This window comes from Dokdonia sp. Hel_I_63 (assembly GCF_007827285.1).
Lineage (GTDB): Bacteria > Bacteroidota > Bacteroidia > Flavobacteriales > Flavobacteriaceae > Dokdonia.
Genome location: NZ_VISD01000001.1, coordinates 1,294,547 through 1,317,547, shown reverse-complemented (window position 1 = coordinate 1,317,547; position 23,001 = coordinate 1,294,547). Strand labels below are relative to the sequence as shown.

At 36.6% G+C, this 23,001-nt stretch carries 18 protein-coding genes; 6 read left to right on the top strand and 12 right to left on the bottom strand.

What is annotated here, in order from left to right:
• Positions 1-97 precede the first annotated feature (97 nt).
• Positions 98-1,570, top strand: coding sequence for a helix-turn-helix domain-containing protein (locus JM84_RS05815; protein ID WP_013749987.1), 1,473 nt, complete (start codon positions 98-100; stop codon positions 1,568-1,570).
• 196 nt (positions 1,571-1,766) lie between these two features.
• Here JM84_RS05815 and queA read toward each other — a convergent pair whose 3' ends face one another.
• The 8 genes from queA to rsgA form a co-directional block, all read right to left on the bottom strand.
• Positions 1,767-2,816: a tRNA preQ1(34) S-adenosylmethionine ribosyltransferase-isomerase QueA gene (gene queA / locus JM84_RS05810; protein ID WP_013749988.1), complete on the bottom strand. Its 1,050-nt coding sequence runs from the start codon at positions 2,814-2,816 to the stop codon at positions 1,767-1,769.
• A gap of 100 nt (positions 2,817-2,916) precedes the next feature.
• Positions 2,917-4,164: a 3-phosphoshikimate 1-carboxyvinyltransferase gene (locus JM84_RS05805; RefSeq protein WP_013749989.1), complete on the bottom strand. Its 1,248-nt coding sequence runs from the start codon at positions 4,162-4,164 to the stop codon at positions 2,917-2,919.
• A gap of 6 nt (positions 4,165-4,170) precedes the next feature.
• A complete protein-coding gene (locus tag JM84_RS05800; protein WP_013749990.1) occupies positions 4,171-4,497 on the bottom strand; it encodes a nucleotide pyrophosphohydrolase in 327 nt (108 codons plus the stop codon).
• Between the two features lie 51 nt (positions 4,498-4,548).
• Complete coding sequence (locus JM84_RS05795; RefSeq protein ID WP_144783215.1) at positions 4,549-6,552, bottom strand: DUF3857 and transglutaminase domain-containing protein; 2,004 nt, start codon at positions 6,550-6,552, stop codon at positions 4,549-4,551.
• 469 nt (positions 6,553-7,021) lie between these two features.
• Entirely contained in the window at positions 7,022-9,028 is a 2,007-nt protein-coding gene (locus tag JM84_RS05785) for a DUF3857 domain-containing protein (RefSeq protein ID WP_144783213.1), read from the bottom strand.
• 96 nt (positions 9,029-9,124) lie between these two features.
• Positions 9,125-11,026, bottom strand: coding sequence for a DUF3857 domain-containing protein (locus JM84_RS05780; RefSeq protein WP_144783211.1), 1,902 nt, complete (start codon positions 11,024-11,026; stop codon positions 9,125-9,127).
• 63 nt (positions 11,027-11,089) lie between these two features.
• A complete protein-coding gene (gene dtd / locus JM84_RS05775; RefSeq protein ID WP_144783209.1) occupies positions 11,090-11,542 on the bottom strand; it encodes a D-aminoacyl-tRNA deacylase in 453 nt (150 codons plus the stop codon).
• A 2-nt stretch (positions 11,543-11,544) separates the two neighbouring features.
• Positions 11,545-12,501, bottom strand: coding sequence for a ribosome small subunit-dependent GTPase A (gene rsgA / locus JM84_RS05770; RefSeq protein WP_144783207.1), 957 nt, complete (start codon positions 12,499-12,501; stop codon positions 11,545-11,547).
• Positions 12,502-12,647: 146 nt separating this feature from the next.
• On the opposite strand from rsgA, the gene JM84_RS05765 reads away from it, so the two are divergent.
• Entirely contained in the window at positions 12,648-13,301 is a 654-nt protein-coding gene (locus JM84_RS05765) for a hypothetical protein (RefSeq protein ID WP_144783205.1), read from the top strand.
• Positions 13,302-13,379: 78 nt separating this feature from the next.
• Here JM84_RS05765 and JM84_RS05760 read toward each other — a convergent pair whose 3' ends face one another.
• The 4 genes from JM84_RS05760 to JM84_RS05745 all read right to left on the bottom strand — a co-directional run bounded on the left by JM84_RS05760 (position 13,380) and on the right by JM84_RS05745 (position 17,409).
• Positions 13,380-14,462, bottom strand: a complete 1,083-nt coding sequence (locus JM84_RS05760) for a bifunctional 3-deoxy-7-phosphoheptulonate synthase/chorismate mutase type II (RefSeq protein ID WP_144783203.1) — start codon at positions 14,460-14,462, stop codon at positions 13,380-13,382.
• Between the two features lie 59 nt (positions 14,463-14,521).
• The gene (locus JM84_RS05755) at positions 14,522-15,373 is read right to left on the bottom strand and encodes a prephenate dehydrogenase (RefSeq protein ID WP_144783201.1); all 852 of its coding nucleotides are present in this window, start codon (positions 15,371-15,373) and stop codon (positions 14,522-14,524) included.
• Between the two features lie 78 nt (positions 15,374-15,451).
• Entirely contained in the window at positions 15,452-16,594 is a 1,143-nt protein-coding gene (locus tag JM84_RS05750; protein WP_144783199.1) for a pyridoxal phosphate-dependent aminotransferase, read from the bottom strand.
• Complete coding sequence (locus tag JM84_RS05745; protein WP_144783197.1) at positions 16,591-17,409, bottom strand: prephenate dehydratase; 819 nt, start codon at positions 17,407-17,409, stop codon at positions 16,591-16,593. The genes JM84_RS05750 and JM84_RS05745 overlap by 4 nt, the downstream gene beginning before the upstream one ends.
• 395 nt (positions 17,410-17,804) lie before the next feature.
• Here JM84_RS05745 and gldA point away from each other — a divergent pair, with 395 nt between their 5' ends.
• The 4 genes from gldA to JM84_RS05725 all read left to right on the top strand — a co-directional run bounded on the left by gldA (position 17,805) and on the right by JM84_RS05725 (position 22,882).
• Positions 17,805-18,701 carry a gliding motility-associated ABC transporter ATP-binding subunit GldA gene (gene gldA, locus JM84_RS05740; protein WP_144783195.1) on the top strand — a complete coding sequence of 299 codons (897 nt, stop codon included), beginning with the start codon at positions 17,805-17,807 and terminating at the stop codon, positions 18,699-18,701.
• Positions 18,702-18,838: 137 nt separating this feature from the next.
• Positions 18,839-19,681 (top strand): bacteriorhodopsin, encoded by an 843-nt coding sequence (locus tag JM84_RS05735; protein ID WP_144783193.1) that lies wholly within the window; start codon positions 18,839-18,841, stop codon positions 19,679-19,681.
• A gap of 259 nt (positions 19,682-19,940) precedes the next feature.
• Positions 19,941-20,210, top strand: a complete 270-nt coding sequence (rpsO, locus tag JM84_RS05730) for a 30S ribosomal protein S15 (protein ID WP_013750004.1) — start codon at positions 19,941-19,943, stop codon at positions 20,208-20,210.
• Between the two features lie 446 nt (positions 20,211-20,656).
• Complete coding sequence (locus JM84_RS05725; protein WP_144783191.1) at positions 20,657-22,882, top strand: polyribonucleotide nucleotidyltransferase; 2,226 nt, start codon at positions 20,657-20,659, stop codon at positions 22,880-22,882.
• The last annotated feature ends 119 nt before the right edge of the window (positions 22,883-23,001 follow it).

Genomic DNA, 23,001 nt, shown 5'->3' with positions numbered 1-23,001 from the left:
ATGTTAAAAAAAATACTTTGATTAAAAAAGCGAACGTTCGCTAAATATTAATTTTCACTAAAATAGACTATTCGCAGAAAGTGGTATATTTGTGTATATGGAAGAAGAAGATATCAAACTTATATTTGGCTTAAAGCTAAGGCAGATAAGGACTGAGAAGAATTTATCCCTATTTGGATTATCAAAACTCACAGGCCTTTCAAAATCATATTTAAATGAAATTGAAAATGGAAAAAAATATCCAAAACCAGATAAGATTGTCACACTTTCGGAAAAATTAGACATTCCATACGATCAAATGGTCTCTTTGAAACTTGATAAAAATCTTGCTCCTATAGGTGAAATTTTAAAATCAAAGATTCTTAAAGAAATACCTCTTGAGCTTTTTGGGATTAAGGAAAGTGACCTGATAGATATTGTATCTAATGCACCAGCTAAAGTCAACGCTTTCATAAGCACGATTATAGAGATTGCGCAACACTATAACTTTAGCAGAGAAAGCTTTTTTCTAGCCTCTGTGCGATCATTTCAAGAGGCAAACAACAACTACTTTGACAACATAGAGCAAAAAGTGCTCGACTTTGTAAAGTCTTATCAAATAAATCAAGGACAGGGTATCTCATCAAATGAGCTAGAAGAAATTCTCATAGAAGAGTATAACTACACTATAAAAAATGATGAACTAGATAAACATGAGGATTTAGATAACCTACGATCTGTTTTTATCCCAAAGTCACGCTCCCTACTAGTTGCAAGTGATGTAGATGAGTCACAACGCACATTTATCTACGCAAAAGAAATAGCCTATAATTATCTGGAAATTACAGAAAGGCTATACACCTTCCCATGGATTCTTTTTGAAACTTTTGACCAAGTGCTTAATAATTTTTATGCCTCTTACTTTGCAGGAGCATTGATCATTCCTAGTAAAAATCTGACGACGAAAATTAAAGATATTTTTAAGGAGCGTACATTTCAAAAAAATACTTTTGAGCACATTACAAATGAGTTCAATGCATCGCCTGAGTCTTTCTATCAGCGACTTACAAATATCTTACCTAAAGAATTCAACATTAAAAACTTGTTTTTCTTACGGTTTACACATAAGCTTAACGACACTAAATTTCACCTCACAAAGGAGCTACACCTAGCACACCAGCATGCTCCACGAGCAAATGAGAGTGATGAACACTACTGCAGAAGGTGGGTGTCATTACAAGTGCTTAAAGATCTACCTAAGAGTAGCGAGAATAGTAAGTTTGACTTGCAAATTTCTAATTATGAAAATGAAGGTGTACGATACTTGGTACTATCCACCGCTACAAAAGACCCCTTTAAAGAAAACAAGTTTAGAAGCATAAGCATAGGTCTACTTATTAATAAACAACTAGAACGTAAAATAAAATTCCTTAAGGATCCAAATATCCCTACTCGTAACGTAGGAGTTACTTGCGAGCGCTGTGCTATTATAGATTGCGAAGTGCGACAAGCTCCACCTAAGGTTTTAGATCGAACTTCAAAAAACAAAAAAATTGCAGCCATTGTGAAGCAACTTAATGATGAGCATTAAGAACACTAGCATACGCAAACGAGCTTAACTCTCTAGCCCCGATTGTAATGAAAATCCCACAGCTGCCTGGCGAAGCCGGCGCGAGGAATTGTAATGAAAGCGGGAAACTAGATACAACAAATACCACAAGGTGATGCTCCTAAAACAAAAAACCCAAACATTGCTGTCTGGGTTTTTATAATTATATCTGCTGAAATTAGATAATCAACATTGCGTCTCCGTAAGAGTAGAATTTATATTTCTCTTTTACTGCTTCTTCATAAGCTCTCTTCATAAAATCGTGACCTGCAAATGCAGAAACCATCATTAACAAAGTAGACTTAGGTGTATGAAAGTTTGTAATCATACAGTTTGCGATACTAAAGTCGTATGGAGGGAAGATGAATTTGTTAGTCCATCCACCAAACTCATTAAGTGTATGGTTACTAGAAACAGCACTTTCCATCACTCTCATCGAGGTTGTACCTACGGCACAAATACGACGTTTTTCCTTTAGCGCTTTATTGATAATTTCTGTTGCTGGCTTATGTATATATGCCTCTTCACTATCCATTTTATGCTTAGATAGATCTTCTACCTCAACTGCGCTGAAAGTTCCTAGACCTACGTGTAGTGTAACCTCAGCAAAGTCTACTCCTTTAATCTCAAGACGCTTAAGCAAGTGCTTTGAGAAGTGTAAACCTGCAGTAGGCGCGGCTACAGCTCCTTCTTCTGTTGCATAAATAGTCTGGTAGCGATCTTCATCTTCTGGCTCTACCTCTCTATTAATATATTTAGGTAATGGCGTCTCTCCTAGTGAAGTTAGCTTTTTTCTAAACTCCTCGTAAGATCCATCATATAAGAAACGAAGTGTACGTCCTCTTGATGTTGTGTTATCAATTACTTCTGCTACTAGACTCTCATCGTCACCAAAGTACAACTTGTTACCTATACGTATTTTACGTGCTGGATCTACAAGAACATCCCATAGGCGTGTTTCTGAGTTAAGTTCTCTAAGCAAGAATACCTCGATACGTGCTCCAGTTTTTTCTTTATTACCGTATAAACGTGCTGGAAAAACCTTGGTATTATTAAGCACCATCACATCTTCCGGCTCAAAATAATCAATAATGTCTTTAAACATTTTGTGCTCTATAGTCTGCTCTTTTCGGTTAAGTACCATAAGGCGTGACTCGTCGCGATTTTCGGCTGGGCGATCTGCTAGTAATTCATCTGGCAAATCAAAGTTAAAATGTGATAACTTCATAAAGGGTTTTTATTTTAGTTTTTGTGCTCACAAAAGCAGTATGAACCGCTCATTTGCAAGATCGCAAAGATACAATCTTGAGATAGGCGTTGTCAAGTGTTTAGCCAATTATCTCTTGACCAAAGCCTAAAGTTTCTAAATCTTTCCAAAAATCTGGATATGACTTAGACACCACACCCGCATCATCTATCAACAATGGAACCGATAGCGCTAGTGGCGCAAAAGCCATTGCCATACGATGATCATGATATGTCGCAATCGTAATATTCTCGTTAAGCGCTGCTTCTTGTGGCAGTAACGTAAGGTCTGTATCTGTTATCATAATCCCACCGCCTAGCTTTGTAATCTCTTCTCGTAGTGCTTCTAGCCTGTCTGTTTCTTTTATTTTGAGGGTATGCAATCCCGTAAGATGACATCCTACACCAAGTCCTAAACAGGTAACTGCTATAGTCTGCGCAATGTCTGGCGCATTTGCAAGATCCAAAGTGATTGTTTCAGGAAGTTCAAAATCTTTGGCTAGTGACAAGGTAAGTTTATCTCCACTAAATTCAGAAACTACACCTAGCTGCTTGTAAATATCTTGCAATACTGCATCACCCTGCAAGCTATCCTCTTTATAACTACTTATGGTGATAGAAGTATCTAAAGTACGCTTTCGCGAAAGCGCAACAATACTATAAAAGTACGAAGCACTACTCCAGTCTGACTCTACTGTGATTTCTCTATGCGCTCTACTCGTTCTTCCTGGTTTGATAGTTATAATCTGACCTACAAATGTAGCCTCAATGTCTAGCTGGTGTAATAGTGCTAGCGTCATGTTTATATATGGCACCGAAGTGATTTTACCATCGAGATGAATGGTAAGTCCATTTTCTAGCGCTGCTCCCATCATCATAAGTGCAGAGATATACTGGCTGCTCACATTTGCCTTGAGCGTAACCTCACTTTTTGTGAGTTTGCTTCCTTTAATATGAAGCGGCGGATACCCATCATTTTTTACATAAGAAACCTGAGCACCTAACTGCTGCAATGCTTCTACCAATATTGCCATAGGGCGTTGCTGCATGCGCTCGCTACCCGTGAGCAACGTCTCTCTACCTTCTTGTATAGAAAAATAAGCGGTAAGAAAACGCATTGCCGTACCTGCATGGTAAATATCTACCTCACTTTCTGTAGACGCTAGTGCCTTTTGCATCACCGCAGCATCATCACTATTTGAAATATTCTTTACTACAATACCATCAAAGAGCGCTTGTAAAATAAGCAGTCTGTTAGTCTCACTTTTTGACCCTGTGATTTGTATCTCACCACTAGTGCTGGCTGCAGTATGTTGTACTTTTAAGAGCATAGGCTATTATTTCAATTTCTCATTATTGTGATGACGATCGTGATCACGCTTAGTCTTTATATCAAGCTTTTTATCAAAGGCTTCCTGAAGATTAACTCCAGTCTGATTTGCCAGGCATAATACTACAAACATGACATCTGCAAGTTCCTCACCTAGATCTTTACCTTTATCACTTTCTTTCTCACTCTGCTCCCCATAGCGACGTGCGATGATGCGCGCCACTTCTCCTACCTCTTCAGTAAGCTGAGCCATATTAGTAAGTTCATTAAAATAGCGCACTCCGTGAGCTTTTATCCAATCGTCTACTGCTTGTTGTGAGTCTGAAATGTTCATTTAATTCATTTTATTAGTACATAGTGCAATCTATTTAAAAATATGCAGTCTCTAGGCTTTCTTGAAGACAACTTTCTCACTTTCTTTCTTAATAATCATCTCAAAAAAAGCTTTTAAAGATTTATAATAATCTACTGCTACTAATGGTGTATCTATAGTTCGTTGCACTGAAATAGACAAACCTGCCGTAGCGTTCGAGATATTATATTTATAAGAAGCTATACCATCCACCATAGAAACCACTAATGGTTCTGGCAGAGACTCTACAACGTAGTCCTCAGGAATACTTATATTGATGGTTATTCGATCCGAACGAGAATAATCAAAATCTACAGGTAGTGTTCTTTCATCAGACTTGAATAAATTTTCGTCTGTACTATAAAAAAAAAGTGGGTTCAAATAAATTTTATCACCTATAGTCTCAAAATAACTAGCAACATCTGCATCAAAAGATACACTTAATGGCTTGTATGTATTTAATAAGTCAGAAACATTCAGATTTTCTATTTCTGTATCATTAAATTCTGCAGAGACTGCTGTATTAAGTTCAGTCTCTTCTTTACCATATAAAGACTTTCGCATTTCAGACGCATAATTATTTGCAAATCTATTTTTTACTGATGCACTGGCAATTCCCGTATCATCTAAATTTACATTAGCAAGGGCATAGTGTATTGCTGTTGCATTTTTTAAGCTTATTGCCTTAGATGTACCATCATCATCAACCATTCTTCCTCCAAACCAATTGAGTAATTGACTTTTCAATACATTAGGACTACCTAATTTATCTGAAGCATCTAACAATACTAATTCCCCTTCTATCTCTACTCCCGCTATAACAGCATTAAATCCAGTTCTCGTAGGAAAAAGGTAAATTCCATGAGATTTTGTACCTAACAAAACAGGATCTGCCTTGATTCCTGCATACTTCAACATCGACACCAGCAACAGATTAATATCTGCTATGTTTCCAGATTTGTTTTTGAAGGTACTAGCTGTTCCATTCTCTACAAAAATCCCGTAATTGCCATTCCACGTTATTTTATTCCTGACATAATCATAAATCTTTATTGCCTTTTCCTTTTCGGACATTCCAGCAATTAATTTATCAACCTCATCCTTGAAAAAACTCTGTCTATTAAGTTGAGATCCAAAATCTGAAGATTTATAAATAGTACTCGCAACCTCATCCCAGCTTGTTGTAAAAAATTCTGGTGAATCGTTAGGGAAACGAGTCATTTCTAATTCAAACTGTAAAGTAGTACGGTAATTATTTATATTACCCGCATAAGGCTCTAATTTAAGAGATGGTACATTTTTTAAATTTACTTCAGAAACATCTTCTCTATACTTTATATTTCGAGTTCTATTTTCTGGTTGTTTAATTTTAGAAGTTGATTTTTCCTTGTAACTTATTTGAAGATTACCCTCTCGTGAACTTTTGGCAATAGAAAAAGGTACCCAACCATTACGATGAGTTTTATAAACAAGATACTCAGGGGCAGCTACAGTCATTTCTACTACATCAACAGGTATTGATTCTTGAAAGTAATACTTATCAAAAGTGGTTAAATACGGCGACCTTATACTATATTCATATTCTATAATCGATCCGCTTTTTATATTGGGCATCGAAAAAGTTACCTTAGTATAATTCTCATTAACCTCGTCTTCGAAAATATTCTTTCTGTCTAATTTAGTTTTCTCTATTTTTCCATCAAGATTATACGTGTACGCTTTGAGACCACTTATACTTTCCGCACCTCCTGAGCCAGTATAAAGGAATATGCTAACTGATGCCCAATCATTACCTTTCTCGTTATAAATTTTTATACGATCTTGAAAATTTGTGGTTGCTGTGAAGCCCTCGTCATTAGTGTAATTGAATTTTGTTCTAAATAATCTATATAAAATTGCAGCATCAGCTTCCGGCTCATTAGGGTGCACATCTTGCATCAGTTCCTCTTTAGAGACTTTTCCAAATTTATAATTTTGTGCTAAGCAAGTTGTTGCAGATAAACTTGTAATAAAAATGAGAAGTATTAATTTATTCATATTGGTAATGTTTTTTTGAGCAAGGTTTTGAGTTGTCAAGCTGTGATTTTTTTATTTAAAATTTCGTGTTTTATAATAGTGGTTTTCACATAACCACTAATACTAATAGCCATATGTGGTTATTTAAAAGCTTAGGATATCACTTTAATATCTTGATATTGTAGCAAAAATGATAATCAATCTTATTATTTATATTAAGTTATACCAAAAGCCATTTGACAATTCACTCCATTTTGATTAACCAAAAATAACACTACAATCTCCAGCTTGGCGAGCTCTTCTCCTAGACCTTTTAGTACTCTCTTTCTCACTTTTAGCCAATATCGGCAAGAATTGACCTTAGTCACCACCCTGAATTTCTCCCTTACTCAGTGAGCTGAGACACATTAGTTAGTTAATTAAAATAGCGCACTCGGTGAGTATAAATCATATCGCCTACAACTTGTTACAATTCTAAATTATCCAGAACTTATTTTTTAATAAGTACAATTTTTTGATTTTCGGCATTCATTTTGCCCTCAAAAAACTTTTTAATATTTGAAAATGATGGTGGACGCATTAAAGCTGTATTAATTGTTTCTTCTAATATTATTTGCACATTTCCATTTTGAACATTAACATTTAATATATAAGATAATTCTCCTTCCTTCAAAGTAAGATTAACGGGTTTTGGCAAAGACTCAACCTTATAACCCTCTGGTATATTTAATATAACAGACTTTCTATGCACTTTAGGGTATTCAAAATCTATTGGATACAGTCTATCTTCGCTCAAAAGTATTTTAGATTTTTCTTTTAAAAATAATGTACTTGATACATACAATTTACTTCCAATTTTTTCAACGAATGCGTCACTCTTAAAATCAAAACCTATTGTAAATGGTCTATCTAATGATGTATTATCGATCTTAAAATTAGAGATGTCAGCAAGCTGATACTCTGTAAATTTTCTTTCCTCAAGGTTACTTTTATCTATTAAGAGCATATCGTTTCGCATTTCCAATGCTTCATTTAATGTCCCTCTTTGTTTATACTTTCCTTTTATGACACCATCTGCTCCCAAGGTTGCGTCTACTAAAATATCATTACGACTCTTTATTGTCGGAAATAAATTAATTTTCTTAGGAGTTGAATTTTTTCGTAGAATCAATCCCTCCCAATTTATAACACGATTAGGCAAAACACCTGGCGGCGCTAACTTTTCTGATGCATCTAGAAGTATATATTCATCATCAAGAAAAACTACTGCAAGGACATAATTAAAGCCCTCTAATGTGGGATATGACGGAACACCGTGGGCCTTTGTACTTGCAAGTACTGGATAAGCGATAAACCCCGCTTGTCGTAATAATGCGACTAAATTAAGGTTGATTTCTGCAATATTTCCACTGCCAATTTCAAATGCTTCTTTGAGTGATTTTTCTGCAAATTTGCCGTTTTTTCCATTCCAAGCCATGGACTTCTTTATGTATTCAAAAACCTTAGAAATGGATTCTGATTTACTTGTTCCGATCTGACGAAATCGATTCGCTTCTGCGTTAAGGAATTTTCTATCACTTATTGCTTTTCCAAAATGTTTATTATCAAAAATTTGTTGAGAAACATTATCCCAATCCGTTGAAATTTGAACTTTGTTTCCTGGTTCAATTTCATAGGAAGCTAATTCGTAAATAAGACTACCTCTATAATTCTCAATATTATTTGTAAAGCCCTCTTTTCTAAGGGCTGGCACATCAGTAAGGTCTAATGTACTTTCTAGCTGGTCAAAACTTAAGTTTGCTAAACCAGACCTATGACTAACTGAACCATATCCTCCATCAGAAGAAGTGGAGATGTTTACTGATTTCCAATGATATTGATCGTTTGACTGAGAAGGTAGATAGCCTTTTTTAAATCTATTAAATGTAAAGAAACTTGGTAAAAAAACTTCGGAATGATACTTAAGTACTGGAACATTTTCTTGGTAGACTAAATCATCAATTTTCCAAAAAGGAGAATAAACCTCATAGCTTAACTCAAAGATACTTCCTACCTTAACATCAGGTATTGCAAAACTTACTTCATTCCAGTTGTTATTTATCTCATTAACATATATGTCCTTTTTATTTAGTTTTGTTTTTTTCAAAACCCCCTCGGTAAAAGTGTAAGTGTTTGCTTTTATATCAAAAACTCGTTCTTCTTTACCATCATTTTTATAAATTCTCACACTAATATCACCTTCATTTAAACCATCATTATTGAGAACTTTAATAACCTTATAATGTGTTGAAGCAACAAACCATCCTTCACGATCATCTTCAATAGTAAACTTGGATGTACGGTTCTTAAAAAGAATAGCTGCCGAAGCCTTCTTTTGTAGATCTGTTAACTTAACTTCAAAATGACTTTCATTTAATTTACCAAAATTATAATTTTGAGAAATAGTTTTCTGCGCTAAAAAGCTTAGAAGGAGCAAAACTAATTGTTGTTTATTCATAAAATTATGTAGGTAAATTTTTAATATAATATGTGCCAGTGTACTCTTTCACGAAAGTGCCACAAATGCGAAATTTAATTTATAGAGACTATTTAATCATTTGCTCACTAAAATCATCTTCTGCTTATCATTGATTGCCACCTTACGTAAAAATGATCGAAATTCTTTATAATTAGATTTATCATAAGCTCCCTCGTTAAGGATTAACGATCGCTTGTAGCTTAGTGTATTTTCTGAAATCTTTTCAAACGCAATGGCATACCTCCCAAATTCTGTATCCAATGTGACATTCTCTGGTATGTATTGAACGATATAATTAGACGGAATAACAATCTCTGTACTATCTGTATCACTAAATCCCCTGGCAACAGAGACGTCCTGTGTACGCTCAATTGCCCCTGCTGGAAAAGCAGAAAATCTATTAAATGCATTTATAGGCACTATCATTTCTTGACCTGCTAAAGTGGCATAGTTGCGAGCCGTAAATGAAATTTTCTCAACAAAAATAGCATCGATTTTATTGTTCTTAAAGGTAAAATCCCCTAACTGTAGGTTATTTATATAATTCCAAAAATCATAGTAATACTTTTTTCTTTCATCATCGTTGTCTTTATCTAGTTTGCTCCTAACTTTATATTGGATACCGCCAGATGACATACGTACTTCTGCCATAATATCACCACTATTATTTAGTGTATATGTTCCTTTTAAATATTGAAAATTATCTTGAGCCGTATATTTTTTAGTATGAATGATCTCACCACCTTCTGGGGTGACTATTAGCACATCTCTATCATCTGTAAATCCCGCAATAAAGCCAAAAGGCACTTGTTGATCTGTGCACTCTAACCACACATAACTATTGTCTTCTTGAGGTAGTGTTAATATAACGTGATTGCCTTGCACACTAGCAAAATCTGGGCGTATATCTCTTTTATCTGAATCGCCATATACCACTGTATAATAGGATGGGACATTTGCAACCTCTAGCAGTGCTTTAGTATACATTGACAAAGCTTTACAATCACCATATCCCACTTCATCTACCTTAGATGACAACATTGGTTTCCAGCCACCTATCCCTATTTGTATACTCACGTATCTCACTTTGTTTTGTACAAAATTATACACTTTCCGAGCTCTAATAACAGGATCATCAATTCCAACTACTAATTCTTTTATAGTCTTTATTGTGTCTTCTGGCAGATCCTGAGTTCCATTCAATAGGTTATCATCCATCCATTTCCCAAATACTAACCAATCATCTGCCTTCCCATTTACACCTTCTAAATTAAATCTATCTAGGCCAAAAATGATGTGCTCAACTATGGTATTAAAACTTGGCGCAAATGCTTCGGGAGAGACGGCCATAATATTTCTTGCCTCGATGTGTAGTGCTCCACTTTCTTCTCTTATAAAAAAATCCTTACGATCGCCTTCATGTATATATCGCAATCCAAGAGATGGATTATAGGAAATATCGTACTCAATCTTTTGTGTGCTGCTATAATAATTAGTATTACTATACACTGGCGGTATAAATGCAGTAGTTTTAGATATTTTCTCACTCTCCACAACAATTGTATAAGGATAAGAACTGGGTGTGTAATTTAAATATAAAACCCTTGTATCTGAATGTAAGCTAAAACCGTCTGTAGCACTCGCATCGTTAAAATCACGCTGCTTATACTTTTTAACCTCATTACCATGAGCATCATAAACTGTTGCCTTTATACTCTTGACCCGAGAAGAATTATCATAATAGATTGACGAACCAACATCGTTATTACCAAGTTTATTAAGCACTGTAACGATACGCTTATGAGTAGTAGCAATACGCGCTATATCTGGAATATCTATAAAATATTGATCTAATCGTACTACACTATTTGCATTGTTTGTTAGCTCCTCAGGAATATCAGTTATAGCATAGTTAAAATCTTGGCTATACATCACAGAAGTAAAGCCTAAGAAGGCAAGAAAGTAAAGAAAACGCATTAATTGATTGATGATTGATGAATTATGCGCCAAAGTAGGACTTAAAGAATTATCCTACAAGAATTAAATACGGTTTTTTGTATCAATCACAATCGTAACAGGCCCATCATTAAGTAATTGAACCTTCATATCTGCACCAAATTCTCCTGAATAGGTGGGCCTATTGCGCTTTCGCGAAAGCATACTTACAAACTCCTCATACATAGGGATTGCCTTATCTGGTCGTGCTGCTTCTAAAAATGAAGGACGGTTGCCCTTCTTGGTACTCGCATATAACGTAAACTGGCTAATCACCAAAACATCTCCATCAACATCACCCACAGAAAGGTTCATTGCGCCATCATTATCACTAAAAATTCGTAGGCCAATTATTTTATTTGTGAGCCACTCAATATCTTCTTTCGTGTCATCATGAGTAACACCCAGCAATACAAGTAACCCTTGGTTAATCTCAGATTTTACAACTCCATCTATAGTGACAGAGGCTTCTGTTACTCGCTGAATTACTGCCTTCATTATTATTGCTCTTCTGGGTAGTGATCTTTTCTGTAATGCTGTTCGTCATCCCCTTCTAGCATTTGGGTATAACTTTTATAACGCGACCAGTGGAGTTCATCATTATCTAGCGCTTCTTTTACAGCACATTTAGGTTCTTCGAGGTGTAAACAATTATTGAATTTACACTCGCTTTTTAAAGCGAAAAACTCAGGAAAATAGTCTCCTATTTCTTCCCGCTCCATATCTACAATTCCAAAACCTTTAATTCCTGGAGTATCGATAATTCGTGCATCAAAATGTAGATCAAACATCTCTGCAAAAGTAGTCGTGTGTTGTCCTTGACTGTGCTGCACGCTTATTTGCTTAGTTTTAAGGTCTAGCGTAGGTTCGATAGCATTTACCAGCGTAGATTTTCCTACTCCAGAATGACCTGTAAACATACACGTCTTACCCGTCATCATCTCCTTTACAGTATCGATATTTTTACCTGTAATTGCCGAAATCCCTACACACTCATACCCTATCTCACGATACATTGCCGCAAGATATTTTATCTCCATAATCTCCTCTTCATTATAAGTGTCAATCTTATTAAAAAGCAATACAGCTTTAATATGATAGGCCTCTGCAGTTACCAGGAAACGATCTATAAATGCCGTAAATGTAGGCGGATTGTTAAGCGTTACAAGTAAAAACACTGTGTCTACGTTACTAGCAATGATGTGCGTTTGTTTAGAAAGGTTTACAGACTTACGTACAATGTAGTTATCTCTATCGTGAATTTTTGTAATTACTCCTGTCTCTACATCACTTTTGGTGTCAAGATCAAAGTCTACAACATCACCTACCGAAACTGGGTTTGTACTCTTAATTCCTTGAATACGGAATTTTCCTTTTATTCTACATTCAAACCACTGGCCGTCATCCGCCTTTACGGTGTACCAACTTCCAGTAGATTTATAAACAGTTCCTGTCATACGTTTGTGTCAGGTACAAAAATACCTTCTTTTTAGTTACTCACTAGAAATATTAGAAAAACTACTTGCCATAATTTTAAGAATTGTAGGAATTTACAGCAAGATTTTAATATTTTAGCGCAATAAATCAATCAAAAATTATATTAATGAAAAAATCAATTCTTTTTATTGCAGCATTTATTTTAATGGCTCCATTCCTTGTAGCTCAAACAAGCCTGTATGAAAACCCAGCGTTTGATGAAATTGCTAAGGAGCATAAAATTATCGCTATCGTACCATTTAAAACTCAGGTAAAGCTTAGACCTAGGCAAATGAAAGATATGACAGATGAGCAACTAAGCCGTCTTGAAAAAGCCGAAGGAGAGGGATTACAAACTGGTATGTTTTCTTGGTTTTTAAAGAGAAAAAAGAGAGGTAAACTCACAACATTAGAAATACAGCAACCCTCTAGAACAAATGCTTTACTAAAAAAGGAAGGTATTGACTATGACAACATGTATGAATATACTACTGACGAACTTGCAAAAATTCTTGAAGTAGATGCAATCATATCTGGAGATTATGAAACTAACAAACCTATGAGCGAAGGAGCAAGCGTTGCACTTTCTTTACTAATAGGCTTTGGTGGTTCTACAAATAGTGCTATTGTAAACATGAACGTAAATAATGGAGCAGATGGCCAACTTTTATGGAACTACAACAAAAAAGTACGTGGTGGACTTGGAAGCTCTCCTGAAGACTTGGTAAATGTCTTAATGAGAAAAGCTTCAAGAAGACTTGCTTACACTAAGAAAGATTAATCAATTCACTTTCCAAAAAGCAAAAAAAAGGCTCAACATAATGTTGAGCCTTTTTTTTATAGTTAGTTATCTAAAATCTTACGATCTAGCAACTTTCTTCTGGTGGTTTATAGACTCTTGGTGTACTGCTTTAAATACACGTAGTATAAACTCTTCACTTAGATTGTTTTGCTCTCCTTCTAGAATCATCTTTCCTAAGATTTCATTCCAGCGTTTAGTCTGCAAGATTGAAACGTTATTTTCTGCTTTAAGCTCTCCTATACTATCAGAGATTTTCATGCGCTTCCCTAAGCTTTCAATAAGCTGGTGATCTATCACGTCAATCTTAGTACGTAATGTGTTCAATTTATTATTGTACTCTACCTCTGTACCTTCTTCTTTACGGATTTTTAAATCCTTCATCATTTGTACGAGCGTAGCTGGTGTGATTTGCTGCGCAGCATCACTCCATGCATTATCTGGATCATAATGTGTCTCCACCATGATACCATCATAGTTAAGATCAAGACCTGTCTGGCATAAATCATGAATAATATCACGACGTCCAGCAATGTGTGACGGATCAAGAATTAAAGGAAGATCTGGAAATTTATTTTGAAGATCAATCGCTATTTGCCATTCTGGATTATTTCTGTAGCGTGTCTTTTCATACGTAGAGAAACCTCTGTGTATTACTCCTAGATTTTTAATATCCTGAGTATAAAAACGCTCTACCGCTCCTAACCATAGGGCTAGATCTGGGTTTACTGGGTTTTTAATAAGCACCGTTTTATCTGTTCCTTTAAGAGCTTCTGCAATTTCTTGAACGATAAATGGAGATACTGTTGTACGAGCACCTATCCATAAGATATCAATATCTGCCTCAAGTGCTAGATCTACGTGGTTTGCATTTGCAACCTCTGTCGTAGTAAGCATTCCCGTTTCTTCTTTGGCTTTTTGCAACCATTTAAGACCAAGAGCTCCTACTCCTTCAAAGTTTCCTGGACGCGTTCTTGGCTTCCAGATCCCTGCACGTAATACCGTAGCATCTGTATCTTTAAGTTGGTGAGCAATTTTAAGCACCTGCGCTTCCGTCTCTGCACTACAAGGTCCTGCAATTACAAGAGGGTGATCAAGGCCAAAAGCGTCTAACCAGTTTCTAAGTTCTTTCTTATTTTCCATAACATTTAATTTGTGCCGCTTCGGGCTTTTGATATTTACGCTTTCGCGAAAGCGCAAAACTATTTAATTCCGTTTAATATTTCCTTAATGTGGTTCGTGTTTTCCATCTCATCGTGTACTCCTTGAAAATCGTCATTTTCCAAAAGCATTTTAAAATCGTTGAGATTTGCAATATATTCAGTTAACGTCTCTAAGACATTCTCTTTATTCTCTTTAAAAATCGAGGTCCATGTAACTGGGTTACTTTTTGCTAAGCGCACGGTAGATGCAAATCCACTACCCGCCATGTCAAAAATATCACGCTCATTTTTCTCTTTTTGTATGACCGTCTTACCTAGCATAAATGCACTTATGTGTGAGAGGTGACTCACATATGCAATATGCTTATCATGAGACACCGGATCCATGTAGCGTATGCGCATGCCCATATTCTTAAATAGGTCGAGCACCTTTTCTTGCAGCTTAAAAGCTGTTTTCTCTACCTCGCATATAATATTGGTCTTCCCATTATACAAGCCTGTAATCGCTGCACTAGGTCCAGAAAACTCGGTTCCTGCTATTGGGTGACATGCAAGAAAGTTGCGACGTCTAGGGTGTAATGCCACTACTTCACAAATGGCTTGCTTAGTAGAACCCATATCTACCACAATCGTATCGTCTCCTATATAATTAAGAACGTCTGGTAGTACATGAATAGCAACATCTACTGGGATTGCTAGCACTACGAGGTCTGCTGTTTTAATATCTTCTAGTACGGCGCCTTTATCTATAAAACCTAATGACAATGCTTCGGCTACGTGGGCTTCACTTGCATCTATACCATAAATAGTTGCCGCAGGTTCTTGCTCGCGCAAATCTCGCGCAAATGATCCTCCTATAAGCCCCAACCCTATGATGTAAATGTCTTTCATTATCTAAATATTACTCTCTAATTGCTCAAATTCAGTGCCTTACTGATAAAAACACCTCATATCCAGCTATTAATTATCTTAAAATCGACTTATTGCTTCTTTAATTTCTTCTTCTTTTACACAAAGGCTAAACCTGATGTATCCTTTCCCCATCGTTCCAAAAATGGTTCCGGGTGTAATAAAGATGAATTTCTCGAGCAAGATGTTATCTATAAAGACTTCGGCATCGATTCCTTCTGGCAGTTTTGCCCAGACAAATAATCCTACAGCATCTCTGTCGTATGTACAACCTAACCTTTCGGCAAGCTCATAAACTAGTTTACGGCGGCGTCCATAAATGGTATTGATATGCTCAAACCAGTCATCTCCTAAGCCTAAGGCCGCTACAGCTCCTTTCTGTATGCCGTAAAACATACCGCTATCCATGTTAGATTTTACACGCAATACGTGTCCTATGTTTTCGGCACTTCCTAGTACCATTCCTACACGCCATCCAGACATGTTGAAGGTCTTACTCAGACTGTTAAGTTCTAGGGCTACTTCAGACGCTCCGGGAACTGCTAGCAGTGATTGCGGATTGTCATTAAGTACAAAACTATATGGGTTGTCGTTGATTACTAGAAGTTGTTGCGCTTTCGCGAAAGCGATCAATTCTTCAAAAAATCCATCTGGCACCTTAGTCCCAGTAGGCATGTGAGGATAATTTACCCACATTATTTTTACACCCGAAAGATCTTGAGCAGCCAGTGCTTTTAAGTCTGGCAACCATCCGTTCTCCTCATTAAGATCGTATGTAATTGCTTCTGCCTCCACAAGTCTTGTTACCGCAGCATAACTAGGGTATCCAGGGTTAGGAAAAAGGACTTTATCACCAGGATTTAAAAATGCCATCGAGATGTGCATAATCCCTTCCTTAGAACCCATAAGTGGCAATATCTCAGTGTCTGGATTTGCGATTACTCCATATTGCTTTTTGTAGAAATCTGCCATAGCTCCTCGCAACTCAGGTATGCCGGTATAACTCTGGTACTGGTGAGCCACACTATCATGTAAGCCTTTGAGCATAGCTGCAACGGCTGCCGGAGGCGCCGGCATATCTGGACTTCCTATTCCCATATTGATCACAGGATGACCGTTTGCAATGAGTGCGCGAACTTCCTTTAGCTTTCGCGAAAAGTAGTATTCTTTGGTTTCCTGTAACCTATTTGCTGGTTGCATCATTGCTTTCTGTTTTTGTAGGCTCCTAGTACTTTAAAGTCATTTGCCATGATCTCTAGTAATTGTACTGCCTTATTAAAGCTTTCTATTTTTTCAAAAGTGACATCTACAAAAAATGCATACTTCCACGGCTTCTCGATAATAGGCATGGACTGAATTTTTGTAAGATTCATCTTGCAATCACTCAGCACATTTAAAATTGCCGCTAGACTACCTCGCTTATGATCTGCCGAAAATCTTAGAGATGCCTTATCAATAACACCTTCTACTTGTTTCTTATCCTTATTTAAAATAAAGAATCGCGTTGCATTCTCATTGATGGTCTGTATGGACGCTCTTATGATTTCTAGTTTGTAAATACTTGCTGCGGCTGTACTGGCTATGGCTGCAATTCCTTGTAACTGCTTTTCTTGTATCTCTCTGGCTACGCCTGCGGTATCTGTATCTTCTACAAGTTTTATGTCTGGGTAGTTTCTAAAAAACTCACGACATTGTAAGATTGCCATAGGGTGTGACCACACTTCTTTTATATCCTCTATGCCTTGACCTGGTAGCGCCATTAACTGATGCTGGATGTCAAGGTAGAACTCTCCTTCTATGTGTAAATCATGTTTATCTAGTAATGCATAATTAGGGAGTATTGCTCCTGCGATACTATTTTCTATAGCCATTACAGCATCTTGTACTTCACCTTCTACTAGTGCGTCTACTAGCCTAGGAAAAGACATGCACTCCACCACAGCAACGTCTGCCCCAAAAAATTCTTGAGCCACCTTGTGATGAAATGATCCTTGTACGCCTTGTATTGCTACTTTCATAATTGTGCAAAAAAAAAGCCCTGATAAAAATTTATCAGGACTTATTGAAATATTGAGTGTTATTAAATTAGCACAATATCAACCCTGATCTCTTCCCGTAAAAGAAGAAATAGAAAAAATTGTTCCAATAATAAACGTTTGATAACATGTTGACTTATTTGACTGCTAAAGTAGAAAAAATATCTAATGAGCCAATTTATTTATATCCTTTTATGAAATATTTTTTATTAAGCATAGATTTTGAGGAATTATCAATCAAACATCTATAAACTAGTGAAAATGAGAATATGATATATATTTCTATTTTAAAATCTCTTTAGCTTAGATGATCGTCACACTTTTAAATGTATCCTCCCGTTATCAATTCTTACATTTACAGTATTAAATACTCCTCTATGTCCATTGTAGTAACAGACATCACAAAAATGTACGGCACTCAGAAAGCGCTTGATCACATTTCATTTTCCTTACAAAAAGGTGAGATTGTAGGCTTTCTAGGTCCTAACGGTGCTGGTAAGAGTACATTAATGAAAATACTCACCACCTACCTCACTCCTACTTCTGGAACAGCAACAGTACATCACCACGACACCAAAAATAATGTACAAAAAGTGCGTCGCGCTGTGGGATACTTACCAGAACACAATCCGCTTTATGTGGAAATGTATGTGCGAGAATATCTAGCGTTTAATGCAGGAGTTTATAAGGTATCAAAAGAACGCATAGATGAAGTTATCACCCTCACAGGACTAACTTCTGAGGCACATAAAAAAATAAGCCAACTATCAAAAGGTTACAGACAGCGTGTAGGTCTTGCTACTGCTTTGCTACATGACCCAGAAGTATTGATTCTTGATGAGCCAACTACAGGGCTAGATCCTAATCAGCTATTAGACATTAGAAATCTCATTAAAGATATAGGTAAGGAAAAAACGATATTAATGAGTACGCACATCATGCAAGAGGTAGAAGCCATTTGTGATCGTGTCATTATTATTAATAAAGGAACTATAGTAGCCGACAAAAAAATGACGGAGCTACGCGATGGACAGCAGCAAATAGTTATTGCCGAATTTGATTACCGCGTAGAAGAAGTTGCATTGAGCAGGCTAGACAAAGTAGCTTCTGTAAAAAATACTACAGGATTCACTTATGAAATTACCTTTAGTACTCAATATGATATGAGAGCAAAGGTCTTTGACTTTGCTCATGATAACGACCTTAAAATCTTACAACTCAATCAAAAAAACGTGAGCCTAGAGGGATTATTTACAGAACTCACCTCCTCCTAAAAGCACCTTATAAGTCGCATATACACCTAGCACTCTTATTGTTTTCTTAATTTTGTTTAATTAAATATTAAATAACTTAAACAAATTAATCGTTAGTCGTAATTTTATGGAAAAAAGAAAACCATAAAAAAATTGCTATGACACAAGAACTAGGAAATGCAAATTTTGAAAACTTTATAGGCGCGACAGAAGGCTTCTCTGAGATTGCTTATCAATTTACATCACATATTCTCACTTTAGGATATGCAGTAATGCTCGCAGGGCTACTCTACTTTACCCTTACTATCAAAAATGTAGATAAAAAATTCCAAATGTCGAACATATTATCAGCTGTGGTGATGGTATCGGCATTTTTACTTTTATATGCGCAGGCACAAAACTGGACATCAAGTTTTACTTATAATGAGGAAGTAGGAAGATATTTTCTAGATCCAAGTGGAGATTTATTTAATAATGGATATCGTTATCTCAACTGGCTCATCGATGTACCTATGCTTTTATTCCAAATTCTATTTGTGGTAAGCTTAACTTCTTCAAAATTTAGCTCTGTACGTAATCAGTTCTGGTTTTCTGGGGCAATGATGATTATTACTGGATACATTGGTCAGTTTTATGAAGTAAGTAACTTGACTGCCTTTTTAGTATGGGGAGCTATTTCATCTGCATTTTTCTTCCATATTTTATGGGTAATGAAAAAGGTAATCAAAGAAGGAAAAGAAGGCATTTCTCCTGCAGGACAAAAAATACTTTCTAATATCTGGATCTTATTTTTAATATCATGGACTTTATATCCAGGAGCTTACTTAATGCCATACCTTACTGGAGTAGACGGATTTTTATATAGTGAAGATGGCGTGATGGCTAGACAACTAGTATACACTATTGCAGATGTAAGTTCTAAAGTTATCTATGGTGTATTATTAGGTAACCTAGCAATTACATTAAGTAAAAACAAAGAGTTGGTTGAAGCAAATAGCTAATTATAAAGAGTAACTCAAAACATCAACAACATTAAAATCACGCTAATCGGTATTACCCATACCCTTTAACGTGATTTTATTGATATACAAACACTTGATAATTCTATAATTGCAATTAAAAAACTAACACTAAAAGGTCTTATTTACAGAAATGGCTGTAAATTAAGCGTCAACTGTTTGATAATACAAAGAATAATGTATCTTTGCACGCTGATAGAGACGCTATCAATACATGAATTTCATTTAAAATAATACTGGAATGTATTTAACAAAAGAACAAAAGCAAGAGCTTTTTGCAAAACACGGTAAAGGAAAGCACGATACAGGATCTGCTGAAGGTCAAATCGCAATCTTTACACAACGTATCTCACACTTATCAAACCACCTGAAAACAAATCGTAAAGATTATGTTACAGAGCGTTCACTAGTAATGCTAGTAGGTAAGCGTCGTTCATTACTTGATTACTTAATCAAGAAAGACATTTTACGTTACAGAGCTATTATTAAGGAACTAGGTATCCGTAAATAACAATTTTTTAAAAAGGGAGCCTCACGGCTCCCTTTTTCTATATATTGAATACCGATGTTTTGAGAGATACGCTTTCGCGAAATTTCAAAACGGATCACATTCTGAAAATACAGTACCACTAAACTGTAATGGTTAGTTACTAAAATTTTCAGATTTTTGCCTCAAGGTAAAACATATTACATAAGTCCTTTTGTATGATTACACATCATAACAAAAAGGCAGAGAAAGCTTTCACAGCTAGTTTTTCATTGGTGTCAGATTTTTGGGAAGTAACTACCCTTAATCATCCCGTATCTTTTTACAGATACATCAACTACACAACGCAACGACACATGGAATACCCACGAAGGGTATTCTACCATTAACAATTTTCGCGAAAGCGGGATTATCGCAATCCTTTGCACGTGGGAATATCTCGACATAGATCGAGGTGAAAAACAAATTTTATGATTCCAAAGGTTTACAAAGAGGTCATTGACCTTGGTGATGGAAGAGAAATCTCTATCGAAACAGGAAAACTTGCAAAGCAAGCACACGGATCTGTAGTAGTACAGTCTGGAAAGTGTATGTTGCTTTGTACTGTAGTGTCAAACTACGAACAAAAAGATCTTGACTTCTTACCACTTACGGTAGATTACCGTGAGAAGTTTGCAGCAGCAGGTCGTTACCCAGGTGGTTTCTTTAAAAGAGAAGCGCGTCCATCTGATGGTGAAGTATTAACAATGCGTCTTGTGGATCGTGTATTACGTCCATTATTCCCAAAAGATTACCACTCTGAAACTCAGGTGATGATCCAGTTAATGTCTCATGATGACGACGTTATGCCAGATGCAATGGCAGGTCTTGCAGCAAGTGCTGCTATCCAATTATCTGACTTCCCATTTGAGTGTGCTATCTCTGAGGCTAGAGTAGGACGTGTAAACGGTGAGTTTATCATTAACCCTACAAGAGCACAGCTAGAAGAGTCTGACATCGATATGATGATAGGAGCCTCGGCAGATTCTGTAATGATGGTAGAAGGTGAGATGGATGAAATTTCTGAAGAAGAAATGGCAGACGCAATTAAATTTGCTCACGACCACATTAAAGTACAGTGTGCTGCACAGCTTCGTCTTGCAGAAGCTTTTGGTAAAAAAGAAGTACGTGAGTACCCAGCCGAAAGAGAAGATGCAGACCTTAAGCAAAAGGTACACGACATGGCGTATGATAAGGTATATGCAATTGCACAAGCCGGATCTGCAAAGCACGAGCGTAGCGCTGCTTTCAAAGAAATTAAAGAAGAAATCAAAGCAACTTTTTCTGAGGAAGAACTTGAAGACTTTGGTGGACTTGTATCTAAGTATTACCGTGCTGCCGAAAAGGCTGCAATACGTGATCTTACACTTAACGAAGGTCTTCGTCTTGATGGTCGTAAGACTACAGAGATACGCCCTATCTGGAGTGAGATAGATTACTTACCATCTGTACACGGATCTGCAATCTTCACACGTGGAGAAACTCAGGCACTTGCTACAGTAACACTAGGTACTTCTAGAGATGCAAATAAAATAGATATGCCATCATATGAAGGAGAAGAAAACTTCTACCTTCACTATAACTTCCCTCCTTTCTGTACAGGTGAGGCAAGACCTATACGTGGTACTTCACGTCGTGAGGTAGGTCACGGTAACCTTGCTCAACGTGGTCTTAAAGGAATGATCCCAGCAGATTGTCCTTATACAGTACGTGTAGTGTCTGAGGTGTTAGAATCAAACGGTTCTTCATCTATGGCAACAGTTTGTGCAGGTACAATGGCAATGATGGATGCAGGTATCCAGATGACGAAGCCAGTTTCTGGTATCGCAATGGGTCTTATCTCTGACGGTGCTTCTGGAAAGTATGCAGTACTTTCCGATATCCTTGGAGATGAAGATCACTTAGGAGACATGGACTTTAAAGTAACAGGTACGGCAGACGGTATTACTGCTTGCCAGATGGACATTAAAGTAAAAGGATTATCATACGAGATTCTTGTAGCTGCATTACAGCAAGCTAGAGATGGTCGTTTACACATACTTGATAAGATTGTAGAGACTATTGCAACTCCACGTGAGGATGTAAAAGACTACGCTCCAAAAATGGTAGGTGTACGTATCCCTAATGAATTCATTGGTGCATTAATAGGCCCAGGAGGAAAAGTAATACAAGAACTTCAAAAAGCAACTGGAACTACTATCGTTATCAACGAAGATCCAGTAACAGAAGAAGGTATTGTAGAAATCTTAGGTACAGGTCAAGAAGGTATCAACGCCGTACTTGCAAAGATAGACTCTATTACATTTAAGCCAGTTGTGGGTAACACATACAAGGTGAAGGTAATCAAGATGCTAGATTTTGGTGCAGTAGTAGAATATCTTGACGCTCCGGGTAATGAGGTATTATTACACGTATCTGAGATCGCTTGGGAACGTACAGAAAATGCTAGTGACGTACTTTCTATGGGTGAAGAGCTTGAAGTAAAATACTTCGGTATAGACAAGCGTACTCGTAAGGAGAAAGTATCTCGCAAGGCGTTATTAGACAAGCCAGAAGGTTACACTCCACCAGCTCCTAGAGAGCGCAGCAATGATCGTGGTGGTCGTGACAACCGTGGTGGTCGCGATAACAGACGTGACGATCGCAAGAGAGATTAATTCTCATATAGCTGTAAGTCTTTAAACACTTACACTAATCAATAATAGAAAATCGGTTATCCTTCACAGGGTAGCCGATTTTTTTTTACGTTATCCTTTCGCGAAAGCGTAACCTGAAA

What these genes read in the sequence shown, in the direction of transcription:
- JM84_RS05815 (WP_013749987.1), top strand. Translation starts at nt 98, where the DNA reads ATGGAAGAAGAAGATATCAAACTTATATTTGGCTTAAAGCTAAGGCAG.
- queA (WP_013749988.1), bottom strand. Translation starts at nt 2,816, where the DNA reads ATGAAGTTATCACATTTTAACTTTGATTTGCCAGATGAATTACTAGCA.
- JM84_RS05805 (WP_013749989.1), bottom strand. Translation starts at nt 4,164, where the DNA reads ATGCTCTTAAAAGTACAACATACTGCAGCCAGCACTAGTGGTGAGATA.
- JM84_RS05800 (WP_013749990.1), bottom strand. Translation starts at nt 4,497, where the DNA reads ATGAACATTTCAGACTCACAACAAGCAGTAGACGATTGGATAAAAGCT.
- JM84_RS05795 (WP_144783215.1), bottom strand. Translation starts at nt 6,552, where the DNA reads ATGAATAAATTAATACTTCTCATTTTTATTACAAGTTTATCTGCAACA.
- JM84_RS05785 (WP_144783213.1), bottom strand. Translation starts at nt 9,028, where the DNA reads ATGAATAAACAACAATTAGTTTTGCTCCTTCTAAGCTTTTTAGCGCAG.
- JM84_RS05780 (WP_144783211.1), bottom strand. Translation starts at nt 11,026, where the DNA reads ATGCGTTTTCTTTACTTTCTTGCCTTCTTAGGCTTTACTTCTGTGATG.
- dtd (WP_144783209.1), bottom strand. Translation starts at nt 11,542, where the DNA reads ATGAAGGCAGTAATTCAGCGAGTAACAGAAGCCTCTGTCACTATAGAT.
- rsgA (WP_144783207.1), bottom strand. Translation starts at nt 12,501, where the DNA reads ATGACAGGAACTGTTTATAAATCTACTGGAAGTTGGTACACCGTAAAG.
- JM84_RS05765 (WP_144783205.1), top strand. Translation starts at nt 12,648, where the DNA reads ATGAAAAAATCAATTCTTTTTATTGCAGCATTTATTTTAATGGCTCCA.
- JM84_RS05760 (WP_144783203.1), bottom strand. Translation starts at nt 14,462, where the DNA reads ATGGAAAATAAGAAAGAACTTAGAAACTGGTTAGACGCTTTTGGCCTT.
- JM84_RS05755 (WP_144783201.1), bottom strand. Translation starts at nt 15,373, where the DNA reads ATGAAAGACATTTACATCATAGGGTTGGGGCTTATAGGAGGATCATTT.
- JM84_RS05750 (WP_144783199.1), bottom strand. Translation starts at nt 16,594, where the DNA reads ATGATGCAACCAGCAAATAGGTTACAGGAAACCAAAGAATACTACTTT.
- JM84_RS05745 (WP_144783197.1), bottom strand. Translation starts at nt 17,409, where the DNA reads ATGAAAGTAGCAATACAAGGCGTACAAGGATCATTTCATCACAAGGTG.
- gldA (WP_144783195.1), top strand. Translation starts at nt 17,805, where the DNA reads ATGTCCATTGTAGTAACAGACATCACAAAAATGTACGGCACTCAGAAA.
- JM84_RS05735 (WP_144783193.1), top strand. Translation starts at nt 18,839, where the DNA reads ATGACACAAGAACTAGGAAATGCAAATTTTGAAAACTTTATAGGCGCG.
- rpsO (WP_013750004.1), top strand. Translation starts at nt 19,941, where the DNA reads ATGTATTTAACAAAAGAACAAAAGCAAGAGCTTTTTGCAAAACACGGT.
- JM84_RS05725 (WP_144783191.1), top strand. Translation starts at nt 20,657, where the DNA reads ATGATTCCAAAGGTTTACAAAGAGGTCATTGACCTTGGTGATGGAAGA.